The 24,133-nt window shown below is 41.0% G+C and carries 29 protein-coding genes and 3 tRNA genes; 13 read left to right on the top strand and 19 right to left on the bottom strand.

Annotation, left to right across the window (positions count from 1 at the left end; all coding sequences use genetic code 11):
• The first annotated feature begins 56 nt into the window (after window positions 1-56).
• The gene (locus MTTB_RS02970; RefSeq protein ID WP_248565029.1) at window positions 57-587 is read left to right on the top strand and encodes a DUF2115 domain-containing protein; all 531 of its coding nucleotides are present in this window, start codon (window positions 57-59) and stop codon (window positions 585-587) included.
• Here MTTB_RS02970 and MTTB_RS08430 read toward each other — a convergent pair.
• The 3 genes from MTTB_RS08430 to MTTB_RS02955 all read right to left on the bottom strand — a co-directional run bounded on the left by MTTB_RS08430 (window position 580) and on the right by MTTB_RS02955 (window position 1,779).
• Window positions 580-1,002, bottom strand: coding sequence for a DUF308 domain-containing protein (locus MTTB_RS08430; RefSeq protein ID WP_248565028.1), 423 nt, complete (start codon window positions 1,000-1,002; stop codon window positions 580-582). The two genes, MTTB_RS02970 and MTTB_RS08430, sit on opposite strands and share 8 nt — an antisense overlap.
• A 168-nt stretch (window positions 1,003-1,170) precedes the next feature.
• Window positions 1,171-1,476: a DUF2098 domain-containing protein gene (locus MTTB_RS02960; RefSeq protein WP_248565027.1), complete on the bottom strand. Its 306-nt coding sequence runs from the start codon at window positions 1,474-1,476 to the stop codon at window positions 1,171-1,173.
• 18 nt (window positions 1,477-1,494) lie between these two features.
• The gene (locus tag MTTB_RS02955) at window positions 1,495-1,779 is read right to left on the bottom strand and encodes a PRC-barrel domain-containing protein (RefSeq protein ID WP_248565026.1); all 285 of its coding nucleotides are present in this window, start codon (window positions 1,777-1,779) and stop codon (window positions 1,495-1,497) included.
• Window positions 1,780-1,854: 75 nt separating this feature from the next.
• Between MTTB_RS02955 and MTTB_RS02950 the strand changes: the two genes are divergently transcribed.
• The 4 genes from MTTB_RS02950 to MTTB_RS02935 all read left to right on the top strand — a co-directional run bounded on the left by MTTB_RS02950 (window position 1,855) and on the right by MTTB_RS02935 (window position 5,708).
• Window positions 1,855-2,886 (top strand): site-2 protease family protein, encoded by a 1,032-nt coding sequence (locus MTTB_RS02950; RefSeq protein WP_248565025.1) that lies wholly within the window; start codon window positions 1,855-1,857, stop codon window positions 2,884-2,886.
• 17 nt (window positions 2,887-2,903) lie between these two features.
• Window positions 2,904-4,514, top strand: coding sequence for a tRNA uridine(34) 5-carboxymethylaminomethyl modification radical SAM/GNAT enzyme Elp3 (locus MTTB_RS02945; RefSeq protein WP_248565024.1), 1,611 nt, complete (start codon window positions 2,904-2,906; stop codon window positions 4,512-4,514).
• A 9-nt stretch (window positions 4,515-4,523) separates the two neighbouring features.
• Window positions 4,524-5,207 carry a deoxyribose-phosphate aldolase gene (gene deoC, locus MTTB_RS02940; RefSeq protein WP_248565023.1) on the top strand — a complete coding sequence of 228 codons (684 nt, stop codon included), beginning with the start codon at window positions 4,524-4,526 and terminating at the stop codon, window positions 5,205-5,207.
• 147 nt (window positions 5,208-5,354) lie between these two features.
• The gene (locus MTTB_RS02935) at window positions 5,355-5,708 is read left to right on the top strand and encodes a cyclophilin-like fold protein (protein WP_248565022.1); all 354 of its coding nucleotides are present in this window, start codon (window positions 5,355-5,357) and stop codon (window positions 5,706-5,708) included.
• On the opposite strand, the gene cofH is transcribed toward MTTB_RS02935, so the two are convergent.
• Window positions 5,689-6,819 carry a 5-amino-6-(D-ribitylamino)uracil--L-tyrosine 4-hydroxyphenyl transferase CofH gene (gene cofH, locus MTTB_RS02930; RefSeq protein ID WP_248565021.1) on the bottom strand — a complete coding sequence of 377 codons (1,131 nt, stop codon included), beginning with the start codon at window positions 6,817-6,819 and terminating at the stop codon, window positions 5,689-5,691. The two genes, MTTB_RS02935 and cofH, sit on opposite strands and share 20 nt — an antisense overlap.
• 292 nt (window positions 6,820-7,111) lie before the next feature.
• Here cofH and MTTB_RS02925 point away from each other — a divergent pair, with 292 nt between their 5' ends.
• Both MTTB_RS02925 and MTTB_RS02920 read left to right on the top strand, forming a co-directional pair.
• Window positions 7,112-7,321 carry a histone family protein gene (locus tag MTTB_RS02925; protein WP_248565020.1) on the top strand — a complete coding sequence of 70 codons (210 nt, stop codon included), beginning with the start codon at window positions 7,112-7,114 and terminating at the stop codon, window positions 7,319-7,321.
• Between the two features lie 91 nt (window positions 7,322-7,412).
• Entirely contained in the window at window positions 7,413-7,904 is a 492-nt protein-coding gene (locus MTTB_RS02920) for a rubrerythrin family protein (protein ID WP_248565019.1), read from the top strand.
• Window positions 7,905-7,907: 3 nt separating this feature from the next.
• On the opposite strand, the gene MTTB_RS02915 is transcribed toward MTTB_RS02920, so the two are convergent.
• Together MTTB_RS02915 and MTTB_RS02910 are read right to left on the bottom strand one after the other, a co-directional pair.
• Complete coding sequence (locus MTTB_RS02915; protein ID WP_248565018.1) at window positions 7,908-8,936, bottom strand: sensor histidine kinase; 1,029 nt, start codon at window positions 8,934-8,936, stop codon at window positions 7,908-7,910.
• A gap of 380 nt (window positions 8,937-9,316) precedes the next feature.
• Window positions 9,317-9,390 (bottom strand) — tRNA-Lys (locus MTTB_RS02910).
• A gap of 201 nt (window positions 9,391-9,591) precedes the next feature.
• Here MTTB_RS02910 and MTTB_RS02905 point away from each other — a divergent pair.
• Window positions 9,592-10,320 carry a metal-dependent transcriptional regulator gene (locus MTTB_RS02905; protein WP_345894013.1) on the top strand — a complete coding sequence of 243 codons (729 nt, stop codon included), beginning with the start codon at window positions 9,592-9,594 and terminating at the stop codon, window positions 10,318-10,320.
• On the opposite strand, the gene MTTB_RS02900 is transcribed toward MTTB_RS02905, so the two are convergent.
• Genes MTTB_RS02900 through MTTB_RS02880 form a run of 5 tightly spaced genes read right to left on the bottom strand, consistent with a single transcriptional unit; the run spans window position 10,306 to window position 14,643 of the window.
• Entirely contained in the window at window positions 10,306-11,127 is an 822-nt protein-coding gene (locus MTTB_RS02900) for a hypothetical protein (RefSeq protein WP_248565016.1), read from the bottom strand. The two genes, MTTB_RS02905 and MTTB_RS02900, sit on opposite strands and share 15 nt — an antisense overlap.
• On the bottom strand, window positions 11,124-12,875 hold the full coding sequence (locus MTTB_RS02895; RefSeq protein ID WP_248565015.1) for an ATP-binding protein: 1,752 nt from the start codon (window positions 12,873-12,875) through the stop codon (window positions 11,124-11,126). Before MTTB_RS02895 ends, MTTB_RS02900 begins: the two co-directional genes overlap by 4 nt.
• A gap of 12 nt (window positions 12,876-12,887) precedes the next feature.
• The gene (locus MTTB_RS02890) at window positions 12,888-13,568 is read right to left on the bottom strand and encodes a TIGR02253 family HAD-type hydrolase (RefSeq protein ID WP_248565014.1); all 681 of its coding nucleotides are present in this window, start codon (window positions 13,566-13,568) and stop codon (window positions 12,888-12,890) included.
• A 12-nt stretch (window positions 13,569-13,580) separates the two neighbouring features.
• The gene (locus MTTB_RS02885; RefSeq protein WP_282570379.1) at window positions 13,581-14,246 is read right to left on the bottom strand and encodes a DNA polymerase domain-containing protein; all 666 of its coding nucleotides are present in this window, start codon (window positions 14,244-14,246) and stop codon (window positions 13,581-13,583) included.
• Between the two features lie 13 nt (window positions 14,247-14,259).
• Complete coding sequence (locus MTTB_RS02880; protein WP_248565013.1) at window positions 14,260-14,643, bottom strand: 30S ribosomal protein S8e; 384 nt, start codon at window positions 14,641-14,643, stop codon at window positions 14,260-14,262.
• Window positions 14,644-14,902: 259 nt separating this feature from the next.
• On the opposite strand from MTTB_RS02880, the gene hypE reads away from it, so the two are divergent.
• From hypE to MTTB_RS02865, 3 genes are read left to right on the top strand one after another with little or no spacing between them, the layout of a single operon-like run.
• Window positions 14,903-15,913 (top strand): hydrogenase expression/formation protein HypE, encoded by a 1,011-nt coding sequence (gene hypE / locus MTTB_RS02875; protein ID WP_248565012.1) that lies wholly within the window; start codon window positions 14,903-14,905, stop codon window positions 15,911-15,913.
• Between the two features lie 11 nt (window positions 15,914-15,924).
• Window positions 15,925-16,317, top strand: coding sequence for an RDD family protein (locus MTTB_RS02870; RefSeq protein WP_248565011.1), 393 nt, complete (start codon window positions 15,925-15,927; stop codon window positions 16,315-16,317).
• Window positions 16,314-16,916 carry a 5-formyltetrahydrofolate cyclo-ligase gene (locus tag MTTB_RS02865; protein WP_248565010.1) on the top strand — a complete coding sequence of 201 codons (603 nt, stop codon included), beginning with the start codon at window positions 16,314-16,316 and terminating at the stop codon, window positions 16,914-16,916. Before MTTB_RS02870 ends, MTTB_RS02865 begins: the two co-directional genes overlap by 4 nt.
• Here the strand turns inward: MTTB_RS02865 and MTTB_RS02860 are convergent.
• Complete coding sequence (locus MTTB_RS02860) at window positions 16,908-17,486, bottom strand: hypothetical protein (protein WP_248565255.1); 579 nt, start codon at window positions 17,484-17,486, stop codon at window positions 16,908-16,910. The genes MTTB_RS02865 and MTTB_RS02860 overlap by 9 nt on opposite strands.
• Before the next feature lie 11 nt (window positions 17,487-17,497).
• The gene (locus MTTB_RS02855) at window positions 17,498-17,740 is read right to left on the bottom strand and encodes a hypothetical protein (protein ID WP_248565009.1); all 243 of its coding nucleotides are present in this window, start codon (window positions 17,738-17,740) and stop codon (window positions 17,498-17,500) included.
• 614 nt (window positions 17,741-18,354) lie between these two features.
• Between MTTB_RS02855 and MTTB_RS02850 the strand changes: the two genes are divergently transcribed.
• Window positions 18,355-18,426: transfer RNA gene (locus MTTB_RS02850), tRNA-Val, on the top strand.
• A 5-nt stretch (window positions 18,427-18,431) separates the two neighbouring features.
• Window positions 18,432-18,504: transfer RNA gene (locus tag MTTB_RS02845), tRNA-Phe, on the top strand.
• A 6-nt stretch (window positions 18,505-18,510) separates the two neighbouring features.
• Here MTTB_RS02845 and MTTB_RS02840 read toward each other — a convergent pair.
• The 6 genes from MTTB_RS02840 to tes all read right to left on the bottom strand — a co-directional run bounded on the left by MTTB_RS02840 (window position 18,511) and on the right by tes (window position 24,102).
• On the bottom strand, window positions 18,511-19,788 hold the full coding sequence (locus MTTB_RS02840; RefSeq protein ID WP_248565008.1) for a tRNA (N(6)-L-threonylcarbamoyladenosine(37)-C(2))-methylthiotransferase: 1,278 nt from the start codon (window positions 19,786-19,788) through the stop codon (window positions 18,511-18,513).
• Between the two features lie 62 nt (window positions 19,789-19,850).
• A complete protein-coding gene (locus MTTB_RS02835) occupies window positions 19,851-20,495 on the bottom strand; it encodes a protein-L-isoaspartate O-methyltransferase (RefSeq protein WP_248565007.1) in 645 nt (214 codons plus the stop codon).
• Window positions 20,495-21,115 (bottom strand): HVO_0476 family zinc finger protein, encoded by a 621-nt coding sequence (locus MTTB_RS02830; RefSeq protein ID WP_248565006.1) that lies wholly within the window; start codon window positions 21,113-21,115, stop codon window positions 20,495-20,497. The genes MTTB_RS02835 and MTTB_RS02830 overlap by 1 nt, the downstream gene beginning before the upstream one ends.
• A 17-nt stretch (window positions 21,116-21,132) precedes the next feature.
• Window positions 21,133-21,624, bottom strand: coding sequence for a homoaconitase small subunit (gene hacB, locus MTTB_RS02825; protein ID WP_248565005.1), 492 nt, complete (start codon window positions 21,622-21,624; stop codon window positions 21,133-21,135).
• Window positions 21,617-22,606 (bottom strand): beta-ribofuranosylaminobenzene 5'-phosphate synthase, encoded by a 990-nt coding sequence (locus tag MTTB_RS02820; protein ID WP_345894012.1) that lies wholly within the window; start codon window positions 22,604-22,606, stop codon window positions 21,617-21,619. Before MTTB_RS02820 ends, hacB begins: the two co-directional genes overlap by 8 nt.
• An 11-nt stretch (window positions 22,607-22,617) precedes the next feature.
• Window positions 22,618-24,102, bottom strand: a complete 1,485-nt coding sequence (tes, locus tag MTTB_RS02815; protein WP_248565003.1) for a tetraether lipid synthase Tes — start codon at window positions 24,100-24,102, stop codon at window positions 22,618-22,620.
• Between the last annotated feature and the right edge of the window lie 31 nt (window positions 24,103-24,133).

The raw sequence follows: 24,133 nt of genomic DNA, 5'->3' as shown, positions 1-24,133 counted from the left end.
GTTCTAGGGAAACAAGAAGACAAGCTACATGTGAATAACCATAGGGTGGTCTGGAATTGATTGAAAAGAACAGTATACCTGAAAAGTTGACTAAAAGGGATCTTTTAAAGATCCTTAAGAGGGAAGCTTCAAGGGTTTCAATAGGGGATATAATGGATGCAACAATCTACTTAAGGGAGGAAACCAAGTATATGCCGGCGCGGGAGCGGGAAGAGTTTATTAAAAGGTTTACAAAAGCTTTTTTCAATAGGATGAGGGATGTGAAAAATGAAAAGGATAGGAAGGAATATAACAAGCTAGTAGATACTAAAAGATTAGGTGAATTTGTAGAATTTCTTGATGAACAACTCAAGAATGCTAAGGATAAGCCTGAGAAGTGTTTCCAGAAAATTGCACGGATAATAAGTGTATATGCGACATTTATAAGAGAGGAACCAATACACCCTGTTGGGACTCGTTTTCCAGGCGGTTTAATGGTGAAAAAAAGAAAAAATGTTTATTACTGTCCTGTCAAAGAGAAGCAGATGGACACTCCAGGCGCTCTTTGCAGGTTCTGCGTCAGCGTACAAGACCCAGAGGTTATATGAGGAGCCCTATCCCATCAATGATGAGCGCTAAGCCGATTAACCAAGCAAGGAAGACGGGATCCCTTGCGAAGATCCCCACTACCAAATATAAAACTCCTATTATACACACTGCCAAACTGGCTATTCTACTTGACTTCTCCTCTCTAGCGAATAAACTTGCTATACCTGCTATTATCAGGATTATACCTGTAAGGTAAATCCAGAATGCTGTTAAAGCACTGAAAAGTGCTATGTTACCTATAATAGCGGCTGCTAGGATAATGCCAAATATGCCTAATATCAGGTAGAGTATACTAGGCCCCTTGCTGATTGACCATGTTCTGGCTCCTAGAATGAGTAACCATAAGCCTATAAATAGGATGGCGACTCCGCTAAGGACGCTGAGTGTAAATATGGACGCTAGTGGAAAAATCAATATCAGTAGTCCTAGGATCAATGTTACAAGTCCGAGTGGTTTTGCTCCATAATATTCTCACCCCCCACTATATTTTTTGGAAACTAAAATTTTGTTTATAGTCGAGACTTTCAAGGAAGATGGATTAGACCATAATAAAAAAAGGATTGGGAAAGGACCTAGAAGAGGTTAACCTCCACCATCACAAACCTCTGAGCCCATGTCAACCTCTTCTAGGTCCTCTCTCATCTTCTTAAGTTTCTTAAGGTGCTTTTCTATCCTTTCCCTCTTTTCTGATTCTTTTCTTTCAAACTCTGCTCTGTCTATCACTTCGAGATACTCAGTGTTATACCATAGGTCTGAGTCGGCGAGCCTAGCCCATCCCTGGTTGTCCTCTACTTTAAGCCCTGAAACTTCCCCAGTAGTACCGGTATTGGTATATCTTACAATAGAACCTACGGTTATTGTTTTTCCTCTCCCATCAACTATCTCCAATATAATACCCCCCAAATTTTATTCTTCTTTTCCAAGTGAGAGTTTGGTCGGTTCCTTCTTAGGAGTCTTTGAGGTTTCCTCGACCTCTTCAGCTGCTATACTAATCAGGATGTAATCGCCTACTTTCTGTATTTCGTTGATATTTACGATGAATGTCTGGGGCTTAAGGGATAACTCCCCTTTTGATATGATCACAGAATTTATCATCCCCTTTTCAAGGTCTATGTCCATATCGGATACTTTCCCCACTTCGAGGGCGTTTTTGTCAAGAACTTTTTTACCTAAAACTTCGGAGACTAACATCAAGACACCAACTCTCTATATGGTATTTATCTGGATGGGAATATATATCTCTCTTATAGGATAAAAATTTTATTTATGAAAACATCCATAAAGATATTCAAGATTTTCGGCATACCTATAGAATTAGACTTTTCATTCCTAATATTGATAGTAGCCATATATTTTTTGGCATTTTTAGATTTAATTTCATTGGAACTCGCTGTACTTATAACATTAGTCTTTGTGACAGTTGTTATCCATGAATTGGCACATTCGTATGTAGCACGCCATTTTGGAGTGAAAATAGAGAAAATACTCCTCCTCCCCATAGGTGGTATTGCTAAGATGGAGGAGATACCGCGGGTGCCCCGCCAGGAATTGTTAATATCCGTCGCAGGACCTCTTACGAACTTGATAATAGCAGCTGCCTTCTATGGGATGGGATCGACGGGAATATTCCCACAGGCGATAACAGAATTTATAGCCAATTTCATACTAGTAAATGTGCTTTTAGCATTCTTTAACCTGATACCGGCGTTTCCAATGGATGGTGGTAGGATATTAAGGGCGCTACTAGCAGCGAAGATGAGCTATCTACGTTCAACAGAGGTCGCCGCAAACCTTGGGAAATTCCTCGCCATACTCATGGCAATGGCGGGGATTTTCTTCAACCTATTCCTTATATTAATAGCTCTCTTCATTTACATTGGCGCTGAACAAGAATATAGGCTAGTATTTATATCATCCTTGCTTGAAGGGGTTAAAGTAGGTGATGTGATGACACCAGATCCTATCACCCTCAAACCTTCCTCAACAGTTGAAGAGGCCCTTGAAATAGTATTCAAGTACAAGCATATGGGATATCCAGTAACGGAGAATGGCGAACTTAAGGGTATAGTAACCTTCCAAGATTTATCAAGTGCCGATAAGAGTACTCCAATCAGGGATGTGATGACGGAGGATGTTATCACAGTAGATATCGACGATGATGCTATGGTAGCCTTGGAGAAATTAACCAGCCACGACCTTGGAAGATTACCGGTTATGAAAGAGGGCAAACTCGTCGGGATAATATCTAAAACGGACCTTATAAGAACCCTTGACATCATGAGGAGAACAAGAACTTAATGGAGGAAATTCAGAGGATGGAAAGCGCATGTCGCCTAATAATAGAAGAGATCATCAAAGGAAAAGTAAAGACAAGAGATGAACTCGAAAACGTGAAACGCCAAGTCTGCAAGGACTTCAAACTTAAAAAATTCATAAGCAACTCCACAATCTTAAAATATGCCACAAAAAAAGAAAGAAAGGTCATAGAAGAACTTCTAAGAAAAAAACCCACACGGACCATTTCAGGAGTTGCAATAGTAGCCGTAATGTGCCAACCCCACCCATGCCCACATGGAAGATGTCTATACTGTCCAGAAAGCAAAAAAGCACCCCCAAGTTACACGGGAGAGGAACCAGCAGCACTCAGAGCAAGAATGTACAAATTCCACCCATACCACCAAGTATACAATAGACTAGAACAACTCCACAACATAGGACACCCCACAGATAAGGTAGAACTGATCATAATGGGGGGAACATTCCCATCCCAGACACTATGCTACCAAGAATGGTTCATAACACAATGCCTAAAGGCAATGACAGACTTCGGAGCCAAGATCAAAAACCTCAAAATAAAACTACCAGCATACAAAAACCACATACCCCTAGAGGATGCCCAATCAGCCAATGAAAAAGCACCCATAAGATGCGTTGGCCTCACATTCGAGACAAGACCAGATTACTGTAAAGAAGAAGACGTGGACAGGATGCTATCACTCGGCGCCACAAGAGTAGAACTCGGAGTCCAAACAATATACAACCACATATACCAGAGGATAAAAAGAGGCCATAACATCCAAGATGTTATAGAATCCAACAGGATCCTGAGGGATTCAGGGATCAAAGTTGCAATGCACCTCATGCCCGGCCTATTCGCAGACTTCGAAAAGGATCTTAGAATCTTCAAAAGACTGTTCTCAGACCCATCCTTCAAACCTGACATGATAAAAATATACCCATGTCTTGTTACAAAAAACAGCCAACTCTACCACCTATGGAAAAAAGGGGAATACAAACCATATAATACAGAAGAAGCAGCTGAACTAATCGTCCAAATAAAGAAAATACTACCAAAGTGGGTTCGCACAATGAGAATACAACGTGACATACCATCACACCTAATCGTTGATGGGGTTAAAAAATCAAACCTTGGAGAAATAGTCTACAAGAAACTCAAAGAAGAAGGCATACAATGCCAATGCATAAGATGCAGAGAAATAGGACACAGACTATCAGAGGGCGCCAGTATAAACCCAGACAATATAACAGCCCAGAGGGAGGTTTACAAGGCAACCGGTGGAAAAGAATTTTTCCTCTCATATGAAGATCCTGAGAATAATATCCTCATCGGATTCCTCAGACTAAGACTACCATCCAAGAAAGCCCACCGAAGAGAAGTTAACGAAAAAACGGCGCTAGTAAGAGAATTACACGTTTATGGGCCCATGCTCCCCCTTGGCCGGCCGGGAGAAGGCATTGGGCAACATTCTGGGTATGGGGAGAAATTATTATCCTGGGCAGAGGAACTGGCCATCAAAAATAACAAGGAAAAAATATTAATCACAAGTGGAATAGGTGTGAGGGACTATTACAGGAGACTTGGATATGAAAAAGAAGGCCCATACATGGCAAAAATGCTAATATGAGGGGATAGGATGGAAAAAGAGAGTTTTGCGCATCTCATAGATCATACAAACGTAAAAGCTGATGCAACGGCAGATGACATAATAAGATTATGTAAAGAGGCCGTCCATTACGGATTTGGCTGTGTAATGGTAACCCCAATTAATGTTAAACTAGCATCTCAGATGCTCAAAGGGACGCCGGTAAGAGTAGGTTCTGTTATAGGATTCCCAACAGGCACCCCCACTCCGAGGGTAAAGGCCTTTGAAGCCAAGGAAGCCATAAAAGATGGTGCCAGTGAATTGGACATGGTCATAAATATAGGGGCGCTAAAATCTAGAGAACTAGACCTTGTCGCTGATGATATAAAGGGGGTGGTTGAAGTAGCTGAAGGTAATATTGTTAAAGTCATTATAGAAATAGCATACTTAACAGAAAAAGAAAAGATACTAGCTTGCAAGATAAGTAAAAAGGCTGGTGCAGATTATGTTAAGACGTCAACCGCCTACTGTAACCTTAAAGGGGCTACATTAGAGGATGTGAAGCTGTTGAGATCGGTGGTGGGAAAAAATATGGGTGTTAAGGCTTCTGGTGGTATAATGGATCTTAAAACCGCGCTTGCCATGATAGAAGCGGGAGCTGATAGAATAGGAACCTCAAGTGGTGTTCAGATAATCAGAGAATGGGAGAATCTAATGTCAACCACCCCTCTTTAATGGGGGGAGAGTTTTAATATTCATTGGTCATTACCTTGGGTTGTTTGATGGCAGCCCCCATCCTCTAAAGCTTACAAAAGGGCAATAATATATAAGGGGGATGTGAAGATCCCCCAACCATAGGGGGGTTTCAGGATGGTGGAAAAGATGAGGATTAGGATAGAAGTTGAGGGGAAGGGTTATGCTATTGGAGAATTGGATGATAGAAACCCTAAAACGGCTCAGATTATCTATGATAATCTGCCATTAGAAGGCAGAGCTCTTATATGGCTCGAGGAGGTCTACTTTGACATACCATTAACCATAGAATATGAGAACCCATCCAAGACGGCTACTATGGGTGATATATCCTATTGGCCTCCAGGTTATGCTTTCTGTATCTTTTTTGGGTCAAGTCAACCCTATTCTGAAGTTAACCATATAGGTAAGGTCATGGAAAACCTTGAAATCTTCCGGGAAGTGGAGGAAGGTGATAGGATAATCATAGATAGGGTTGAGTGACTGGTTCTATTCTCCTATAGAGCGTGTCCCTCATGGCGGGTATTCTACCAATATCTGTTATAACCCTCTTCATTTCTTCGACTTCTGCTCTGACACCATAGGATGCCCCGGCAGATCTTGAAATGTTCTCTTCACCGAGTGTCCCGCCGAGGTCATTTGCACCTGCCAGTAGGCACATTTGTGCGAATTTGAATCCTAGTTTAACCCATGATGCTTGTATATTCCTTATAAGATCCCTGAACATTAACCTTGCAATGGCATAAAGTTTTAAATCTTCAGTCCCAGTAGTCCCAGGCTTCGCAGCCCCCTCCTGGTATATTCTTGTATTTTTGTGCATAAAGGGTAGTGGGACGAATTCTGTGAAGCCACCTGTATGCTCTTGGATAGATCTTAAAATTTCAAGGTGTTTTATCCTTTCTTCGGCTTCATCTATATGACCATACATGATTGTTGAGGTTGTGGGGATGCCTGTCTTATGGGCGGTTTCTATCACTTCAATCCATTCTCTTGTATTGAGCTTTTTTGGACAGATTACACGTCGAATATTATCATCTAGGATCTCAGCAGCCGTGCCAGGCATCGAATCTAACCCTGCCCTTTTAAGTATCCTTAGGGTTTCCTCTATTGGAAGTTCTGCCCTTTTTGATCCATAGTATATTTCCATTGGGGAGAATGCATGTATGTGTATTTTCGGGAGTTCAGATTTTATGGTCCTTAAGATGTCTTCATAGAAATATGTGTCTACGTTGGGGTGTAGGCCTCCTTGGATGCATAGTTCTATGGCGCCATTTGCTGCGGCCATTTTAGCCCTTTTGAGTATTTCGGGTATTTTCATGAAATATGACCCGTCCTCGTCTGGGTTTTTTCTGAATGCGCAGAAGCCGCAGTTGCCTGTGCAAATGTTTGTGAAGTTTATATTCCAATTTTTTATGAATGTTACTTCTTCCCCGACTGTTTCTCGCCGCACAGCATCCGCTGTTATGAAAAGTCCATGTAATTCGCTTCCTTGAAGTTTCATTAGATAAAGCGCATCCTCGGAGGATATTGGCTCATCCATGGCCTTTTCTAGTATTTTTTTCGTGTGTGGGCTGATTTTTAGGGTGTCAAGCATGTTATCATCTTCTTTTATGATTATTGAAGTTTCCCTTATTCTAATGATGAGTTAATCTTATAAATTTTTTTATCCCCCTAGGATTTCTTTGGTAGTTTATTCTAGCTTAGGGTGTTCAATATATTTTTTGGGTTCAATTTTTTCATGGGATGTGGCTTAGGGAAAGTTACAATTTTTTGATGTATTCCAGTGATTACCATTGTAATCTTATGGTTGAATTAGTCCCATATATCCGAGTATAATCAATAGATTTAAATATGAGTAACTATTAGGTTATTTTGGAGGTGAAAATATGGTTGAATTACCAATAGCACCTGTCGGGAGAATCATAAAAAATGCCGGTGCTGAGAGAATAAGTAATGATGCAAGAGAAGAACTAGCAAAGGCCCTGGAAAAAATGGGCGAAGAAATAGCAGTAGCAGCCGTTAAACTCGCAAAACACGCCGGTAGAAAAACCGTTAAAGCAGAGGATGTGGAATTGGCCGTTAAAACAATGAAATAATCCGCCATGGGGTGCTGGGATGCATCTACGAGATGTTAAGCACCCCACACATTCCTCCTATCTTTTTTGTTCCTTCATTGGGGAGATGATAATGTCAACATTAGAAAATTTGAAAGAAGCATTTGCAGGAGAATCCCAGGCAAACAGAAAATACCTCGAATTTGCAAAGAAAGCCGAAGAGGAAGGATATCCCCAAATAGCCAAGCTATTCCGTGCAGCAGCGGCTGCAGAGGCGGTTCACGCTTCTAATCACCTGGAGGCCATGGGGGCTGTTAAAACCACTGAAGAGAATCTCAGAGAGGCTATAGATGGCGAAACCCATGAATTCGAAGAAATGTACCCTCTATTCATTGAAGAAGCCGAGAAGGACGGCGAAGAACAGGCAGCGTGGAGTTTCGATGTTGCTAATAAAGTTGAGATGATACACGAACAACTTTATAAGAAAGCCCTTGAAAACCTTGGAGAAAACGAGGAAATAGACTACTATGTGTGTAATTGGTGTGGTAACACAGTCGAGGATGAACCACCAGAAAAATGTCCAATTTGTGGAGCGCCAAAAGAAGAATTCAAAAAAATAGAATAAAATTTATCTAAGCTCTCTATTTATTATTTTTCTTGAAGAAACCGGTATTGTTAATTTGAAGGTTGTCCCATTATCAGATATCATCTGCACCTTAGCGTTAATCTGATCAGCCAAACTTTTAACTAATTGAAGACCCAAAGATTCTGTGTTCTGCCAATCAAGATCCTCAGGGAAGCCTATCCCATTATCACTCACCTCAAGGAAGATCTTATCATCCAATGATTTCAACTTTAGGTTAACTTCTCCGCCACTTCCATCTGGGAACGCATGCTTAAATGAATTTGTTATAAGCTCATTCACTATTAGACCAACTGGTATGGCCAGTTCTATGTCCATTTTTATCTTGTCAATGTCAAATTTGAATTCGACCCCTGGGCGGGCGTAACTGTTGAATATACCCCTGGCAAGCGCTTGAAGATATTCCATCATGTCAATCTCTTTGAGGTTAGAGGAACGATAGAGTCTCTCATGGATTAATGCCATGGATCTCGCTCTATTCTCACTTTCTTTGAAGATTTCAAAGGCCTCTTTATCCTTCAAGTATCTTGCCTGGAGGCTTAAAAGACTCGAAATTATCATAAGATTATTCTTAACTCTATGATGGATCTCTTTAAGAAGCAGATCCTTCTCCTTGACCGCCTTCTCCAATTCACTTTGGGCCTTTTTTATTTCAGTCAAGTCCTGGATTACGAATATAATCAGGTCCTTTCCATTGACATTAATAGGTTTACTGAAGATCTTAACATGACGTTCATTTCCCATGGGGTCGAGAATCCTCGTTTCATATGGTGGAACTTCCCCATCCTCTCCTATAATCTTCAGCAGGTTCTTAGCTTCATCTATTTTCTCAGGTAGGAGGAGGTTCAAATCAAAGATGGATTTACCCTTCAATTTATCCTTTTCTAACCCGAGAAACTCGCTGACATGCTCATTTACATCATAGATCTCCCCCTCCGGGTTGGAGATCAGTATATACTGTGGTGACAATTCAAAGAGTAAACGATACCTTTCCTCGCTTTCTGCTATCTGCATCCTCCTTTTGTCTATTTCCTCAACTAAGAATATAACCACAATATTTCAAAGAAAAACATTAAAACACGGAACAAATCCTCAATAAAATAAGATGATACAAGGTATGAAGAGGCTAAGAGTAAAAATGATAATATCCCAGTTAAAATCAAAGACTTTCTTTTAAACCAGATAGCCGCTAAAATAATTGGAATATAAAAGAAATGGGTGAATATGATATGAACATGTAATATAAAATGGAAATAGTAAATCAAAGCTGCTGAAAACCCTGTAAAGAATGCTAAGAGAACGATCCTAAATTTATTGTTAGAGAAATCAAATACCAAAAATACACCACCTTGTATCAGATTCTATTCTTCCATGATAGTGCTAAAAAACTTGGATGGGCCCGACGGGATTTGAACCCGCGATCTTCTGGTTAAGAGCCAGATGCCCTGCCAGACTGAGCTACGGGCCCCCCTAGACTGGAAAATTTTATATTTTATATTATCCTATTCATTACATAAATTTTTTGGTTATGAAAAGTACCGTCCATGATATTAATACTTCAGGTCAAAGTTGTGAATGGGTTTCCAGATAAAGGAAAAGTTGTTGGGAGAGAGTTTAGATTCGAAAATTATTATATGGGGATCTTAAAAATAATATTTAGGTGAACCTAATGGAAGTTTTAAGTGAAAACATAGAAGAATACCTAGAAACTCTCTATAAACTTTCACAGGAAAAAGAACCTGTAAGCACATCCAGTATATCCAGGGAATTAAAGATAGCACCTGCAAGCGTCACTCAAATGCTCCAGAGATTGGCTAAAATGGGCCTTGTAGATTATTCACCATATAAGGGCGTTAAACTCACAATGAAAGGTTATAGGATGGCTGAAAAGGTCATAAGGAAGCATAGGCTGCTTGAAAGGTTCCTATATGACATTTTAAATTTGAAACAGGATAAAATACATCAACAGGCTTGTGAAATGGAACATGCACTTTCTGATGATGCTGAAAGGGCCCTCTGTCAGCTGCTCAAGCAGCCAAGTTATTGTCCAGATAAAAATCCTATACCCCCATGTGACTTCAAATTCGAAACATGTAATGAATGTGTGGAGAGAAAAGATGAGGACCTTAAAGAAATAGGTTCAAGGGATGAAAATCTATTATCATTACCCCAATTAGAGGAAATGGAAAAAGGAACAGTATCCTTTATAAGGGGTGATTACAAGTTCGTAGAAAAAATGGGGATAACCATCGGAAGTTTTATAAAAGTCTTGAAAAAAGGCTATCCGATAAAATCCATTGAAATAGAAGTGAATGGGTCGAAGATTGTGCTAAGAAAAGACATTGCAGATAACATTTTTATAATAACTGGGGAAAATCCTGGTTTAGGATCTAGCTAACCAATTTTCAACCTTTTTTATGATCTTATCGAGGAAATCTAATGATTTTTCGTGTGAACTAAGAGATATTGCTAATTCCATGAGGGTCTTTTCATCCCCTACAATCGCCATATAAAGTAAGAGGTTCTCATACAATTTACTAGTTTGATATTTTTCAGGTGCTTCCAAACCCCATAAGTGTATAAGAGCCCATTCCTTTGATGAATCCTTGATCTTCGAAAGTTGGAATTCTTTATTTGAAAAGATCCTCTCCTTGATATATTTTAGCAGGTTCCTATTTTTCAGGGCCCAGAATTTGAAATCATCATATTTATTTCTTAGTTCATTGATCTGACCCTTTTTTTCCTCCCGTATCCTTATAAATTCCTCCTCATACCTATTAAGTTGGAATGTTGACTTATCAGCCCCCACAGCCTTTAATAGGTCACCATACATTCTTTTCAGATCTTTACCCGCTTCTATGTGGAGTATTTCATCGTCTGTAAGTTTTCTCTTCTCTAAAAGTTCTTTTTGGGATTCGACTTCCCTCGCCCACTCTTCACACTTTCTTAATTCAAGCTCTTTTAACTTTTCATGGAATCTCCCTTTTAAAAGTTCCATGGCAAAAAACTTCCGCCAGCCACTATCCCCTAGATGGGCGAGGATAGTGGCTATCTCTAACGGATCCTCCGGCTCCTTCTTAAAGTATGATACTAGCCTAGCTGTTTCCCTCGGAAAAAAGCTTGGAACTATCATAACTAAAAGCCAGAAAATAATCGACACAGAAAGGGAAATCAAAGATGGTAGGATTATCCCCTGGATATTCATGAAGACGCCCCTCTACTGAGGATAATTTTCCGAAATTCCCTTTTAGTTTCTGTTATAATCTTGATATCCTTGACATTTATGCTATTTTCATTAAAATATTCAAGTAGTTGGGTGGGGGTCACTGTCTCTTCAAAATCTACAAGTATTGAACCGCTTTCAATGTTTAGTTCAACTGATCCGCACTCTGCTAATAATCTTTTAACTTCTTCAATCTGTAATGTTTGCAATCTGATTTTATTTTCTGTTATAATTTCAACATTCTTGGGGTCTATCTTATTTTCATTAAGATATTCAAGTAACAGGGTAGGGTTTATTGTCCCTTTAAGGTCTAAAAGTATTGAAATATCTTCGACGCCTACTTCGACCGCCCCATACGCTAATAATAACTTTTTAGCTTCTTCAACTTGTGAAGTTTCCACCCTGAAAGTGCGTAGGCGTTGCTGCGCCTCTGCAATATCAATATCCATCCTTTGAAGGTCTATGAGAACATTCCTTTCTAGGGCTTCTTCTAGTATGTCAAGGGTTATCTTTTCCATTCCACGATTTATTCTCACTGCCTGGGCTATCTGGGCAAGGTCCCTTGCATGGGCGAAGGTTGGGGCTAATCCTTCACCACCATCCTCCACGGGTGTGTAGACTAGTCTTAGCCTCTCAAAGATTTCTTCATCGTATTCTTCGCCTAGTAAATCCAAGTTTCTTTTGAATACTTCAATTATCTCATCTACTGGCGGTTCTTGGAGGAATATATGTAATGGGGCCCTCCTAAGATGGGCTTCATCCATTATACTTATATCAAGGTTTGTGGAGAATACTGGTATGAAATGTGAATGTACAGTGACTGGCACCCCTTTAATATATACCATTTCCTTCCTATTTTCTAGGGGTATTATTAGGCGGTTTAGTATCATGTTATGGTCTTCTTTTTGTCTTCCGAGATCATCAAGGAGTAGGACGCCACCATTTGCTTTTATGATAGGGGATGTTTCGTATACACCCTTACTTTGGTTGAAATTTGTCTCCATTTTTTCAACTGTAAGTTCGGATCCTGTGAAGACGAATGGTGCATATATTTTAACCCATCTTGGATCTTCTGGTTGTTCACTGCAGAGCTTGTGAAAATCTGGGTCGTATAATTGGATTACTTGTTCATTAAATTCGATATAACGTGGGATTAGAATTGGGGGAAGGAGATTTGACATTTTACTTGTGATGAAGGTTTTACCCGTCCCTGGGGGCCCATATATGAAAAAGCCTTTCCCAATTGTAGCAGCCTCAATCATGGTCTTTTTAGCTTCTTCGCTGCCAACAATATCCTTGAATGCTTCTTCGATTATCTCCTCGGGTATTTTGATGGGGAATCTTCCCTCGAGTTGTTTTTCCATTATCTTGTAATAGATTTCATATGTTACTGGTGCCATGCCAGCATATGGGTTTTCTTTGAGGAGTTTTTCTGCGAGGATTCTTCCCTCTCTTTTTATGGTATATGTTACTGTGGGGAATAGGAAGCCCCCACCAATGGAAGCACATAATTCCTCTTCTTCCATTTCCCTCATACATTCTTCGAGTATGTTAACGTGTAATCCGGTGATTTCGTGGATTCTTTCAACTTTTATCGTCCCATAGGTTGCTATGATTTTGAGGATGAGGTTTTTTATGAACTCACTGGATAGGTCTATTTCATCGAGACTCTTTGGCTGTTTTAAAGCTTCGAAGAATTTTTGCATTTTTTCATCATGGTAATAATCCACTTTAGACACCGTCTATAGGATATTTTTAAGCTCTCCTATGTTGGATATTATTTCAATGTCAAGTTTCTCTCTTTTTATGTAATCCTTTTCATCATCTTTTAACTTGGAATTGACAAGTATTGCTGACATGCCCGCGTTCACGGCGCCGATTATATCCTCTTTAAATTTATCCCCGACCATGACGGAATCCTCGGGCTTACAACCCATCCTATTGAGGGCTTCCTTAAATATTCTTGGGTCTGGTTTTTCGACTCCCACTTCCTCTGAGGTGATAACCTCATCAAAGAAATGGTGTATGCCAAGTCTTATCAGTTTCTCCCATTGTTTTATGGTGAGACCATTGGATATCACCCCAAGGTGATAACCTTTACCTTTAAGGTGTATCAAAGTTGGTATGGTCTCGGGGAATGGCCTCAAAAGGGCGAATTTAACATTGTGGTATGTTATAACCCCCAATGCTATCAGTAGGGGTTTTTCCTCGCCGAAAACTCTCTCTGTAAGCACGTTAAAATGCTTACCATAATTTGATCCCTTTTCATCTATAATCTCCCTGAGGAGGGGGTAAGCCTCTTCTTGTGTGAGGGGTAACCCGGCTTCGATCATCACACTTAAAGCAGCTTTTCTAGCTAACTTGGCGAAACTTGACGTGTCATAGAGTGTGTCATCAATGTCAAAGTACACGGCCTTTAACATGAACTTCACCCACTATTGGAGGAATGCGTCTAGGCTACTCTGCCTTTCGCCCTTGGCCAGTATAAGGATATCATCTGTTGAATATCCAAGGGATGTTATTATACGGGATACGGCGGCTAGAACCTGATTCTCTATATAATAGTCAGGGTCGTATTCTCCCTTGAAGTCCTCGACTGGAACCGCCCTTTGACTGATGGGTTCTTTTCCCTTCACTATAATGTAGCGGATTATGGACCCCCTTTCAATCCACCTACCCTTTTGGAGGGATTTTTTAGCCGCTATTATATGGGGGCCTACTTGCTTGTATTCATCAAGGTTTTTGGTGATCTGCGTGTGGATGATAAGATCCTCGACTGGCACATTACCATCTTTAATATCCTTTATAACCTTCTTTATGATATCTTTAGCCTTCTTGGGGGATCCTTCCTCTAGTATTGCCCGGAGGACCATCTGCTGTGTTTTCTTGGCTATTGGCGCCCAATCCCTCCTTACTAGTTCAAGGCCCTTGACGATGATGGTATCGTCTTCGATTAGAGCATATCTCTTCTTGGTTACGAAGAAGCCCCTCTGGTAGAAGCCTTCATATTCGAGTTCCATCCCCTCTGGGAGCCTATTATTAATATAATCCAAGAATTTCTCAACCTGGGATAGTATCTCCTTTTTCAGGTTATCAACCAAATTTATACACCCATCATTTCTTGATTAGTATGCCGTTGAGTATGCCATGTTGGCCAGGTCTTGAAGTTACCCTAGCAAGGCCTTTACTTGTCTCTACAATAGCACCCTTTGTTATGATGTTCCTCCTTACGAAGTGGGGGTTGGCCCTATTCTCCACTACATTTAGTATCTCTGCAATTTCCACTTTGTTGGTGTCAGGATCTACCACGTTTATATGGGTGTCTGTTACTAGTCTAAGCTTCCTGTTACCCCCCCTTGTCCTTATTGTCCTAATCTTTCTTTCGCCGATTCTTGTCTCCGCGGCTTCCCTTCCAAGTTCATATTTTCTTTTGCCTCTGCTCTTTTTCAACCTTCCACCGGTTGGTTTTCTCTTTGATCTACCTTGCCATATCGCCATTTTAACATCACCTCAAAATATTATATATTAGAATTAGAGGATATAATCTTTAAATCAAGGGGCAGATGATACTCTCATCACCCCTCTGGAGGATCCCCCCAGAGAAAAAATTATATCATCTACTAATTAGCACCTCATTATATAAATTTTTTGGATCTACCAGGGGGATAAACTTCAAATTTGGGAATGTTCCCCCTGGGAAACAATTTTATACTCTCCTATAATATTATAATGATAGGGTAATATAAAAGGTGAAGCTATGAAGATCAGCATGTCACATGGTGCGGGCGGAGAGATGATGCAAGATCTCATATCAGAGATAATTCTCTCCAACATCCAGAAAAAGAGCGTCAATGGTGGTGTCGGATTAGATGATTTGGATGATGCAGCTAGCATACCATTAGACGGCTATGAGATAGTTATAAGTACAGATGGTCATACCATCGACCCATTGTTCTTTCCAGGTGGGGATATTGGGAGACTTGCAATTTCAGGTACCATAAATGACATATCAGTTATGGGCGCGAAACCCCTTGCCATCGCAAATGCCATGATAATAAGTGAAGGATTCAATTCAGAGGAATTAGAGCGTATCATAAAATCTATGGACCAAGTATCCCAGGAAACAGGAACTTCGATAATAACAGGTGACACTAAGGTGATGGAACAAGGAAAACTTGACAAGATGGTGATAACAACAACGGGCATCGGGATAGCGGAGAAGGGCAAGATAATAAGGGATAACGGACTCGAAGTTGGGGACAAGATCATCCTAACAGGGAGCATAGGAGACCATGGAATAGCATTAATGGCATACAGGGAAGGGTTCGGCTTCGAAACAAGCCTCAAATCTGATGTAGCCCCAATCTGGGAGATCGTGGAGGCCGCCCTGGAGGTGGGGGGTGTGAAGGCCATGAAGGACCCTACCCGTGGAGGTCTTGCAAATACCCTTAATGAATTAGCAGAAAAATCTGGTGTGGGCATACTAATAGAAGAGGATAAGATACCCATAAAGGATGAAGTGAGGGCGGTCTCTGAGATGCTTGGCATAGACCCCTATGAGGTTGCGAATGAGGGTAAAATTGTTATGGGCGTGGAAGCAGAACTTGCAGATGAAATCCTTAAGGCAATCAGGAAGACAAAATATGGAGCCGAAGCACAGATAGTAGGTGAGGTGACAGATGACAAACACGTAATACTCGAAACATCCCTTGGGGGTAGGAGGATAATTGAAGCGCCCATAGCAGATCCGGTGCCAAGGGTATGTTAAGGTTGATTAAAATGGAGGAAATCACAAAAAGGAGACTTTTCGCTTTTATTATAGACTTTCTAGTGGTCAATTTGATAATATGGGCCCTAACTTTACTAGCCTATCCTGTAATCGTCTTCACGGGCTCATTTTTCCTCTATAATTATTGGCTAGTTTTATTAGCCATCGTTACAATCTCATATTTCAGTTACTTTGAGTATCATGGTGGGACTATTGGCAAATTAAACCAGAAACTGGAGGTAGTCTCCATAGAAGGGGATTTAAAATACAGACAGGTTATAATAAGAAATCTGCCCAAAATTTGCTGGTTCCCACTGATATTCGATGTGATCCTAGGATACAATAAAGAATTAAGATTATTTGATAAAATAGCCGGTACAAGGGTTATAATGGGGGATCAATGAAAAAAGGGGAAGTCAGAAAACTAATATGGGATCGCCTGCACAAACTTGGCATCTCCCGAAGACCTAAAGGAGACTATGGTAGAATACCAGACTTCAAGGGTTCCATGGCCGCTGCACTACGCCTTTCAAGGACAATGGAATGGAAAAAATCCAGGGTGATATTTTCGAGTCCGGATTCTGCACAGCGTCCAGTAAGGGGGTTAGCCCTACGCCATGGTAAAGATCTTATAATGCCCACACCACGACTCAAAAGAGGATACCTCTATATTAGAGCTGCTGATGCAAGGGGCTGTGAAAGATCAGCCTCCACTATAAGAGGGGCTTACAAGTTCGGATCACCTATAAAAGTTTTCCCCAAAGTCGATCTCGTAGTTGAAGGGTCTGTGGCCGTTGACATGGAGGGTAACAGGCTAGGTAAGGGTGGAGGTTACGGGGATCGTGAAATAAGGGAGCTTAAAGGCCAAAATGCTATAACGGATAAGACGCCCATTGTGACGACTGTGGATGAAATGCAGATCATCAAAAAGGTCCCAGTGGAGCCACATGATGAAAAAATAAACATGATAGTAACACCCCACCGTGTTATAAGACTAAAATGAGAAGATGAACTTGAAGGGTTTCCAGTAAATGTGTATATGTAAAAGTGTCGCCACTACCATAAGGATTGACATTTCAGCGTGCCAATATGTTATCGATGGGTTTAAAGCTGTCCTGATACTTAATTTTATGAAGAAAATCAATAAGAATCCTGTAAATCCCGTCCCGGCATAACCGAACGTTAAAAGCAGATTCCATAATCTCCTATACTTCGACCTTTTAATATACCCTTTCTTAAAAAGATGATAGGTGAGAAGGTATAATCCTATGATAATCATCGTAACTGGTATGATATGATAATCCACTCCATCAGCGTCTGCATCTCCTATAGTATGGTTTGTAGCGTCCCCTTGATGGGGTTCATCAGCTGCGGTATCCGTTGCCATGGAAGTTGATGTCTGTGAAAAGTCACAGAAACCATCACCATTCAAGTCAGTATACCGGGGGCACTGCCCAGGATAAGGATCATTTACAAGCCCATATGGACAAGAAGCAGCACAGGATCCATCAGCTGATAATAGCCCGGTGATGGCTGGTAATAGTAATATTAGTTTTTTGGCGATTTTTTCCATTAAACACAAAGTTAACGCACCCCGAATACCCTATATATACTACCTTTATAGTAATGGAAATGGAATATGGTTATGATCATAAGGTCTACGCCCGCCTCAACATGCCAATAGAGCAATTGATGATTAAAAGGGGCTTTCACACCATATTCTAGCATGGATAGGAGGATGAAACCCCCAATACCAGAGACTATAAATGCCATGAATATTATAAGATTCCAAAGATTCACATGCCACCTTCTATTGACTAGACCCATCTTATAAAGACCCTAGGTGATTATATACAATCCTATAACCAACAGTGAGGGGATTAGAATTTCGTATTCCATTACAACAACCACCAAAAAAAGGTTGGACCTAATGTTTGTCCCATCTATAAAAGTACTGTCTAATAAAATTTACTGAAATCATACGTTTAATCTCCCTTGAAAGAAGAAGGAATTTTCCATTGTTGCTAGGTCTTTTTTTCGAAGGCTGGGGGATAAAGTAGGGGGGATGGTTAGAAAATTTTATAAGCGGGAACTCCCCAGGTAGGCGTGGGGGTGGTTCACGGAGGATAGAAACTTATATATAAGAGATGATAAGAACTATGAAATAGGATGTGGGACGCTCCCGAGCGCCCGCAGAGAGAAACCTCCACCCCATATGATCCCCCAACTGGAGGGGGTGATCATAGGGAAGGGTCTCCCCATCCCTAGGGTGGGATAGTTCCACCCAAAAAAAAAAAAAAAAAAAAAACGTATATGTGATGAATACGGGATCCTGGTCCGGGTTATAGATAAACTTAAACTTTTAAGTGCGTAACCCCCCGTGGTATGAACACCCCCCTAGTGGGAAATTGGGTGGGGGTGAGCTCCAATCAGAGGATTGGGGGCCGGTGGTCTAGGGGTAGGATGCCTCCCTGACACGGAGGTGGTCGCGAGTTCGAATCTCGTCCGGCCCACTATTGCCGTGGTAGTTCAGTTGGGAGAACGCCAGACTGAAGATCTGGATGTCGCCGGTTCAAGTCCGGCCCACGGCATTAAAATTATTCTATTGGGGTTGCTGTAAGGTAGGTGTTAGTCGCCCCATTAATCTTAACCTTTAGGAAAGATCCTGGATCGGCCTTTTCTGTTATAACCGGTATATAAGAGTTTGTACGTCCTATGAAACCTCCTTTCCTGCCTTTTTCGACTATTAGTATCTTCTGGGATTTTCCAATTAGTTTCATGTTATCTTTTATTGTTATTTCTGATTTTATCTTTTCTATTATTTTTGAACGTCTTTTAACAACTTTGAAGTCCAATTCTTTAAGTGAGGATGATGGTGCTCTTGGTCTATGTTTATACTTTGATAGGTGGATGAAGTTTGGTTTTATCTCCTTTAGAAGTTTGCAAGTATCCTGGAACGCTTTTTCATCCTCTGTTGGATATCCCACTATTATATCAGTTGCAATGGACATTTCGGGTATTTCTTCCCTGAAACTTTCCACTATATACCTGAAATCTTCTACTGTGTATCCTCTCCCCATATCCTCTAATACTCTATTGTTTCCACTCTGAACTGGTAAATGTAGGAATTTGTAGATTTTCTCTGATTTGAATGCGTCTATGAGATCTTCTAATATGTCTAGTACGTTCATGGGGTGCATCATACCTACCCTTATCCTGAAATCATCCTCTATTGAACTTATCTGGTTGAGGAGTTCTGGTAGATTTTCACCAATATCCCTGCCATAGGCTGCTGTGTCTTGGGCTGTTAATTGCAATTCTTTACAACCCTCTATTATGGCCTGTTCTGCCTCCCTTTTCAGAGCCTCTATAGCGTGGCTTTGCAGTTTTCCCCTGGCGAAGCGGGTGCAACAATATCTACATTCCCCGAGACATCCTTCACATAACTGTATTATATGTATGTGGGGGTTGAATCTTATCCTGGGCATTTCGGCTTTCTTTATAGGATATGGTCCGGTCTCTTTTATCCTTTCACCTACTATTGTCCCCTTGGCCGCTTCGTATATTTTGTGGATTTTGTGTGGTCCTATCCAACTTGCCCTTGGTGCTATTTTCTCGAGTTTTTCAGGGTCTATCTCTACCATGCACCCGGTTACTATTAGTGGCTTGGAAGGATAGAGTTCTTGGACTTTTTTTATCCTGTTTATGACCTTATGTTCAGTTGGATGTTTAACGTAGCATGTGTTTATTATGATGAGATCAGCATCTTTGATAGTGTCCACTACCCTTATGCCTTTTTTTGAGAGTATTCCTGCCATTATCTCTGAGTCTCCTTTGTTAAAGGTGCATCCGAATGTTTCAATGTATGCTCTCATCATAATTCTCCAGGGGTAAAATTAGGTATAGTATTTTATTATCCTTTGTTTTATAAAAAATTTTAGAATCGCCATCCATATTTACCTATTAGGGGTACGAATGCCACTCCACCGAGGTTTTTGGTCTTGAAGTTGTCCTCTGATAATTTTTCCACTAATAGGAGGTCTTGGTAGAATCTGTCCCGTCCGACGGGTACTAGGAGTTTGCCTTTAACCTTTAATTGTCTTTTGAGGGGCTCTGGCACCTCTGGCGCTGCTGCGGTTACATAGATCCTATCATATGGTGCTGCTTCCTCCCAACCTTCCGTGCCATCAGCATGGATGACCTTAATTTGCCTGTAGTCTTTCAATTTCTCTTTAGCCTTCTTGTACAGTGACTCTATACGTTCTATGGTGTAGAGTTTCCCTTCTTCCCCGATTATCTCGGCGACGACTGCTGCATGGTACCCGCATCCTGTACCCACTTCTAATACCTTCATCCCCCTTTGGAGGTCTAGGACTTCGCACATCATCGCAACCATGTGGGGGGCTGATATTGTCTGTCCTTCACCTATTGGTAGTGGCTGGTCAAGGTAGGCGCTCATTCTATGCTCTGGGGGTACGAACTTTTCCCTTGGAACCTTTTCCATGGCCTTTTTCACTTTCTCGGTTTTTATATAACCTCTGGCCACAAGGTCTTCAACCATTCTTTTGCGTTCTTCTAACATTAAGATCCCGATATGATATTATCAGAGAGGTCAAACTTGTATTTTCCCCTGGTGGGTGATCCGTAGACTCTCTTGATCTTATGGGCTGGCGCGCCACCCCTTTTGATGTGCCTGTCAGTTGTTTTTATAGATTTCACTTGGAAGATGTGGTCTTCGAGTTTGAATATGTCACCTACTCTAAATGTGAAATTCCTGTCTAGTTCAAGTTTCCTTGAAAATACTCTCCCATGTAAGTCTATGGAGATTCCTATTCTTGCTGGAGCATCTAAGGGTATGGCCCATATTGTGGCCAAGTCTAAAGCCTTGCACTTGTCAACTCTCTTACCATTTTTTAGTTCCAGGGATGTTATCTCTACTAATCTTCCGCCTATGCTTAGCGTGTCCCCTACTGCTATTTCTTCATCAGAGTATAATTTGACCTTGTCTTTCCATGATTTTTCATATTGGCTTATGATCACCGGATACTCGAGTGGCTTGGATATGACTAGCCTTTCTTTGAATATTGTCCCACAATCTTCACATTCTAGAATTAGTCTCTTAATCTTCTTATATTTTGAATCGGATTCTGTTTTACTCTTTAATACTTTAAGGGATTCCGAGCCACATATGGGACATTTCATCTCAGATTACCTCATTGTTAATAGGCTACCTTTTTTAGGTAATGTTCCACGAGCCCACCATCTTCTAGTATTTCTAGGATAAAATCGTTGAATGGTTTTATCTTGAATGTCTCGCCACTAGTCTTATTCTCTATAATACCCTTTTCTAGGTCTATTTTGAGTATGTCACCCTCTTCGGCTTTTATATCCGCTACTATAACTGGGAGGCCTATGTTAATGGCGTTTCGGTAGAATATTCTTGCGAAGGATTTTGCTATTATCGCTGATATGCCTGCATGTTTAAGGGCGCGTGGTGCCTGTTCTCTTGATGAGCCGCATCCAAAATTTTTACCTGCTAGGATTATGTCCCCTTTTTTTATTTTAGCTGGGAAGTCGGGTCTTATACCTTCCATGATGTGGCTTGCAAGTTCATCTAGGTTGAAGGTTCTAAGGTATCTTCCTGGGATTATAACATCCGTGTCTATATTATCTGGGAATTTCCAGGTTCTTCCTTCTATTATCTTATTCATATTCAGCCCCACTATTTCGAGCATTTGTTATGAGGGCTAGGCCCCCAATGTCATCCATGGTCTCCTTGGCAGCTCTTAGAATATCCTTTGGGTTTGTGTCAGTGACTGCATAGACTGCTGGCCCGAATGAGCTCATACCCGCCCCAGCAGCGCCAGTTGATAGCATGTTCTCTATTATATTATCTATGATTGGATGTTGTAGTTTTCTTTCAACCTTCTTGAATCCTATTCTCTGGATTTCGTTTATGGCTTCCCCGAATGAATCGATGTCCTCTTCTATGACTGATGGCATCATCTTCATCAAAATTATGTGGGATAGTCTTTCAACTTCTCCTAGGGGGATTGGGCAATATTCTTGGAATATGTTAACTTCCTTCCTGCCGGATACTTGCCTGTTAATTTTTGGGATTGCCACTATAATATTCCAATCCTCTGGGAAATCGTATCTGGCGATTACTGGTGGGGGTGATGCCCTGGATGCGGATGATGGTAAAAAATCTGTTTTTTCTTTTTTACTGTGGCCTCCGTCAACTATGAAACCTCCATATTCAAATGAGGCCACGCCTATCCCGGAGGTTCCTCCTCTGCCCACTATCCTTGCAAGCTCCCATGAGTCCATTTCAACCTCATGGAAACTTGTTATAAGCTTTGCAATTGCCAGGGAAACCTGTGTCCCGGATCCCAGGCCAGAATGGGCGGGGAATGCCTTTTCTATGATGAAATCTAATCTTTGATTGCTTTTAAGGTAATTTAGCGTCCTTTTAGCCGCTTCTTCTATCTTGGCTGAGTATTCTTTTATGAGATCCCATTGGAGGTTCTTTTCTGCAAATTCTGTTTTGAGTTCTCCATTGGGTTTGGCTTTTATAATAAGTTTAGGGTCTTTAAGTGTGAGACCAACTCCGCCGTCAAGGCGGCCCCTTTCACCATTAAGATCTATTAGGGTTAAATGCAGTCTAGAGGATGTTATAATCCTTCCATTCATCATATCTCACTTTAGGCGGATTTTTCTTTAAATGGTTTGGCAAATTTTCTTTCAACAGACTCCCTGTAGATGGAATTCATGGTACAGAATGGTATTATACGCCCATCGGGTATTGCATAGTGGATTACGCACCTTTTAACTCTTTCAATGTCGAAGTTCCATGGGTCCATGAAATGCATGCAGGATATTAGCAGCGTCCTTTTATGGAATTCTCCAAGGGCCTTATAGGATCTTTCCTTAAATATTGAGATTAGTATATTCTTTATATCCACCGACTTGGGGGCCTTTGAAGAGTCTAGGAGCTTGGGAAGCTCTATTGCAGATCTTGCGATGGCCTTCGCCTTTCCTGTTATACCACCATCTTTAATGTCGTGGGTGTCCTTTTTAAGTATCTCGAAGAATCTGTCCACGTCGATGAAACGTGTTATGGGTATTATGTGGCTGTTCTCTACAAAAACATATGTTGCAGTCCCACAATGTGGATGGCAGGTGAATGTGACTTGTGGTTCGCCTTCTAATGCGCCTATGAAATCTGATATGGGACAGACAGAAGATGCTGGGTAAAAGTCTTCTATTCTTATCTGACCGTTTGTCTGTTCTTCAACTAGCCTTTGGAAATCTGGTATTGTTATTCTCTGTTCTTCAACTTTATCCGCGGGTGTTCTACCAGTGAAAGATACTGGTTGGAAGTTAACACCCCTTATTATGTCAATATTTTTTACTGCGAATCTTATTATGTCCCCTACCTGGTGGTCGTTGATGCCCTTTACGAGTGTGGGTACAAGTACTATGCCTAAATCGGCCTTTCTACAATTTTCTATAGCCTTTAATTTGAGGGGTAAAAGGTTCCTACCCCTGGATTTGAGGTATGGTTCCTCTGTAACACCATCAAATTGTAGGTAGACTGTGTTTAACCCCGCTTCTCTTAGTTCCCTTGCAAGTTCTGGTTTTGTGGCTAGTTTAACACCATTTGTAGCTATTTGGATGTGGGTGAAGCCCTCGTCCTTGGCGAGTTTGACGAGGTCAACGATATCTTTTCTAACTGTGGGTTCCCCCCCAGCATATTGGATTGCGGGGGTTGGCACTGGCCTGTTATCCCTGAGGTTGCGTAACATTTGCCTTATTTCCTCATAGGATGGTTCATAGAGATATCTTGAAACAGCAGCATTTGCAAAACAGATGGGACAATTTAAATTGCAACGATTGGTAACATCAATAAGACCAAGGATGGTGTGACTCTCATGTTGTGGACAGATTCCACAATCAAGGGGACATCCTTTATCTGTTCCTGTTTGGGGATTTAGGATACCTTCGCCCTTGTAATCGTAGTTTGAGAATCTCTCATAGGCTTTTTTATCACTCCAGTAAACATTTTCAAAGATACCATGCTCTGGGCATTCTTTTTTTATGAGAACTTTTTCGCTTCCTTCCAGCACCTCTGCCTTGATCTTCCTAAGACATACTGGACAGAGGCTGTTGGTTTTTTTGATAACCACACTCCCACCTAAATACGATTTTTTTCCGAAA

It is taken from the genome of Methanothermobacter tenebrarum (assembly GCF_023167465.1).
In the GTDB taxonomy this organism is placed as follows: domain Archaea; phylum Methanobacteriota; class Methanobacteria; order Methanobacteriales; family DSM-23052; genus Methanothermobacter_A; species Methanothermobacter_A tenebrarum.
Note: the sequence above shows the minus strand (reverse complement) of the source record. Positions and strands in the feature narration are given on the sequence as shown.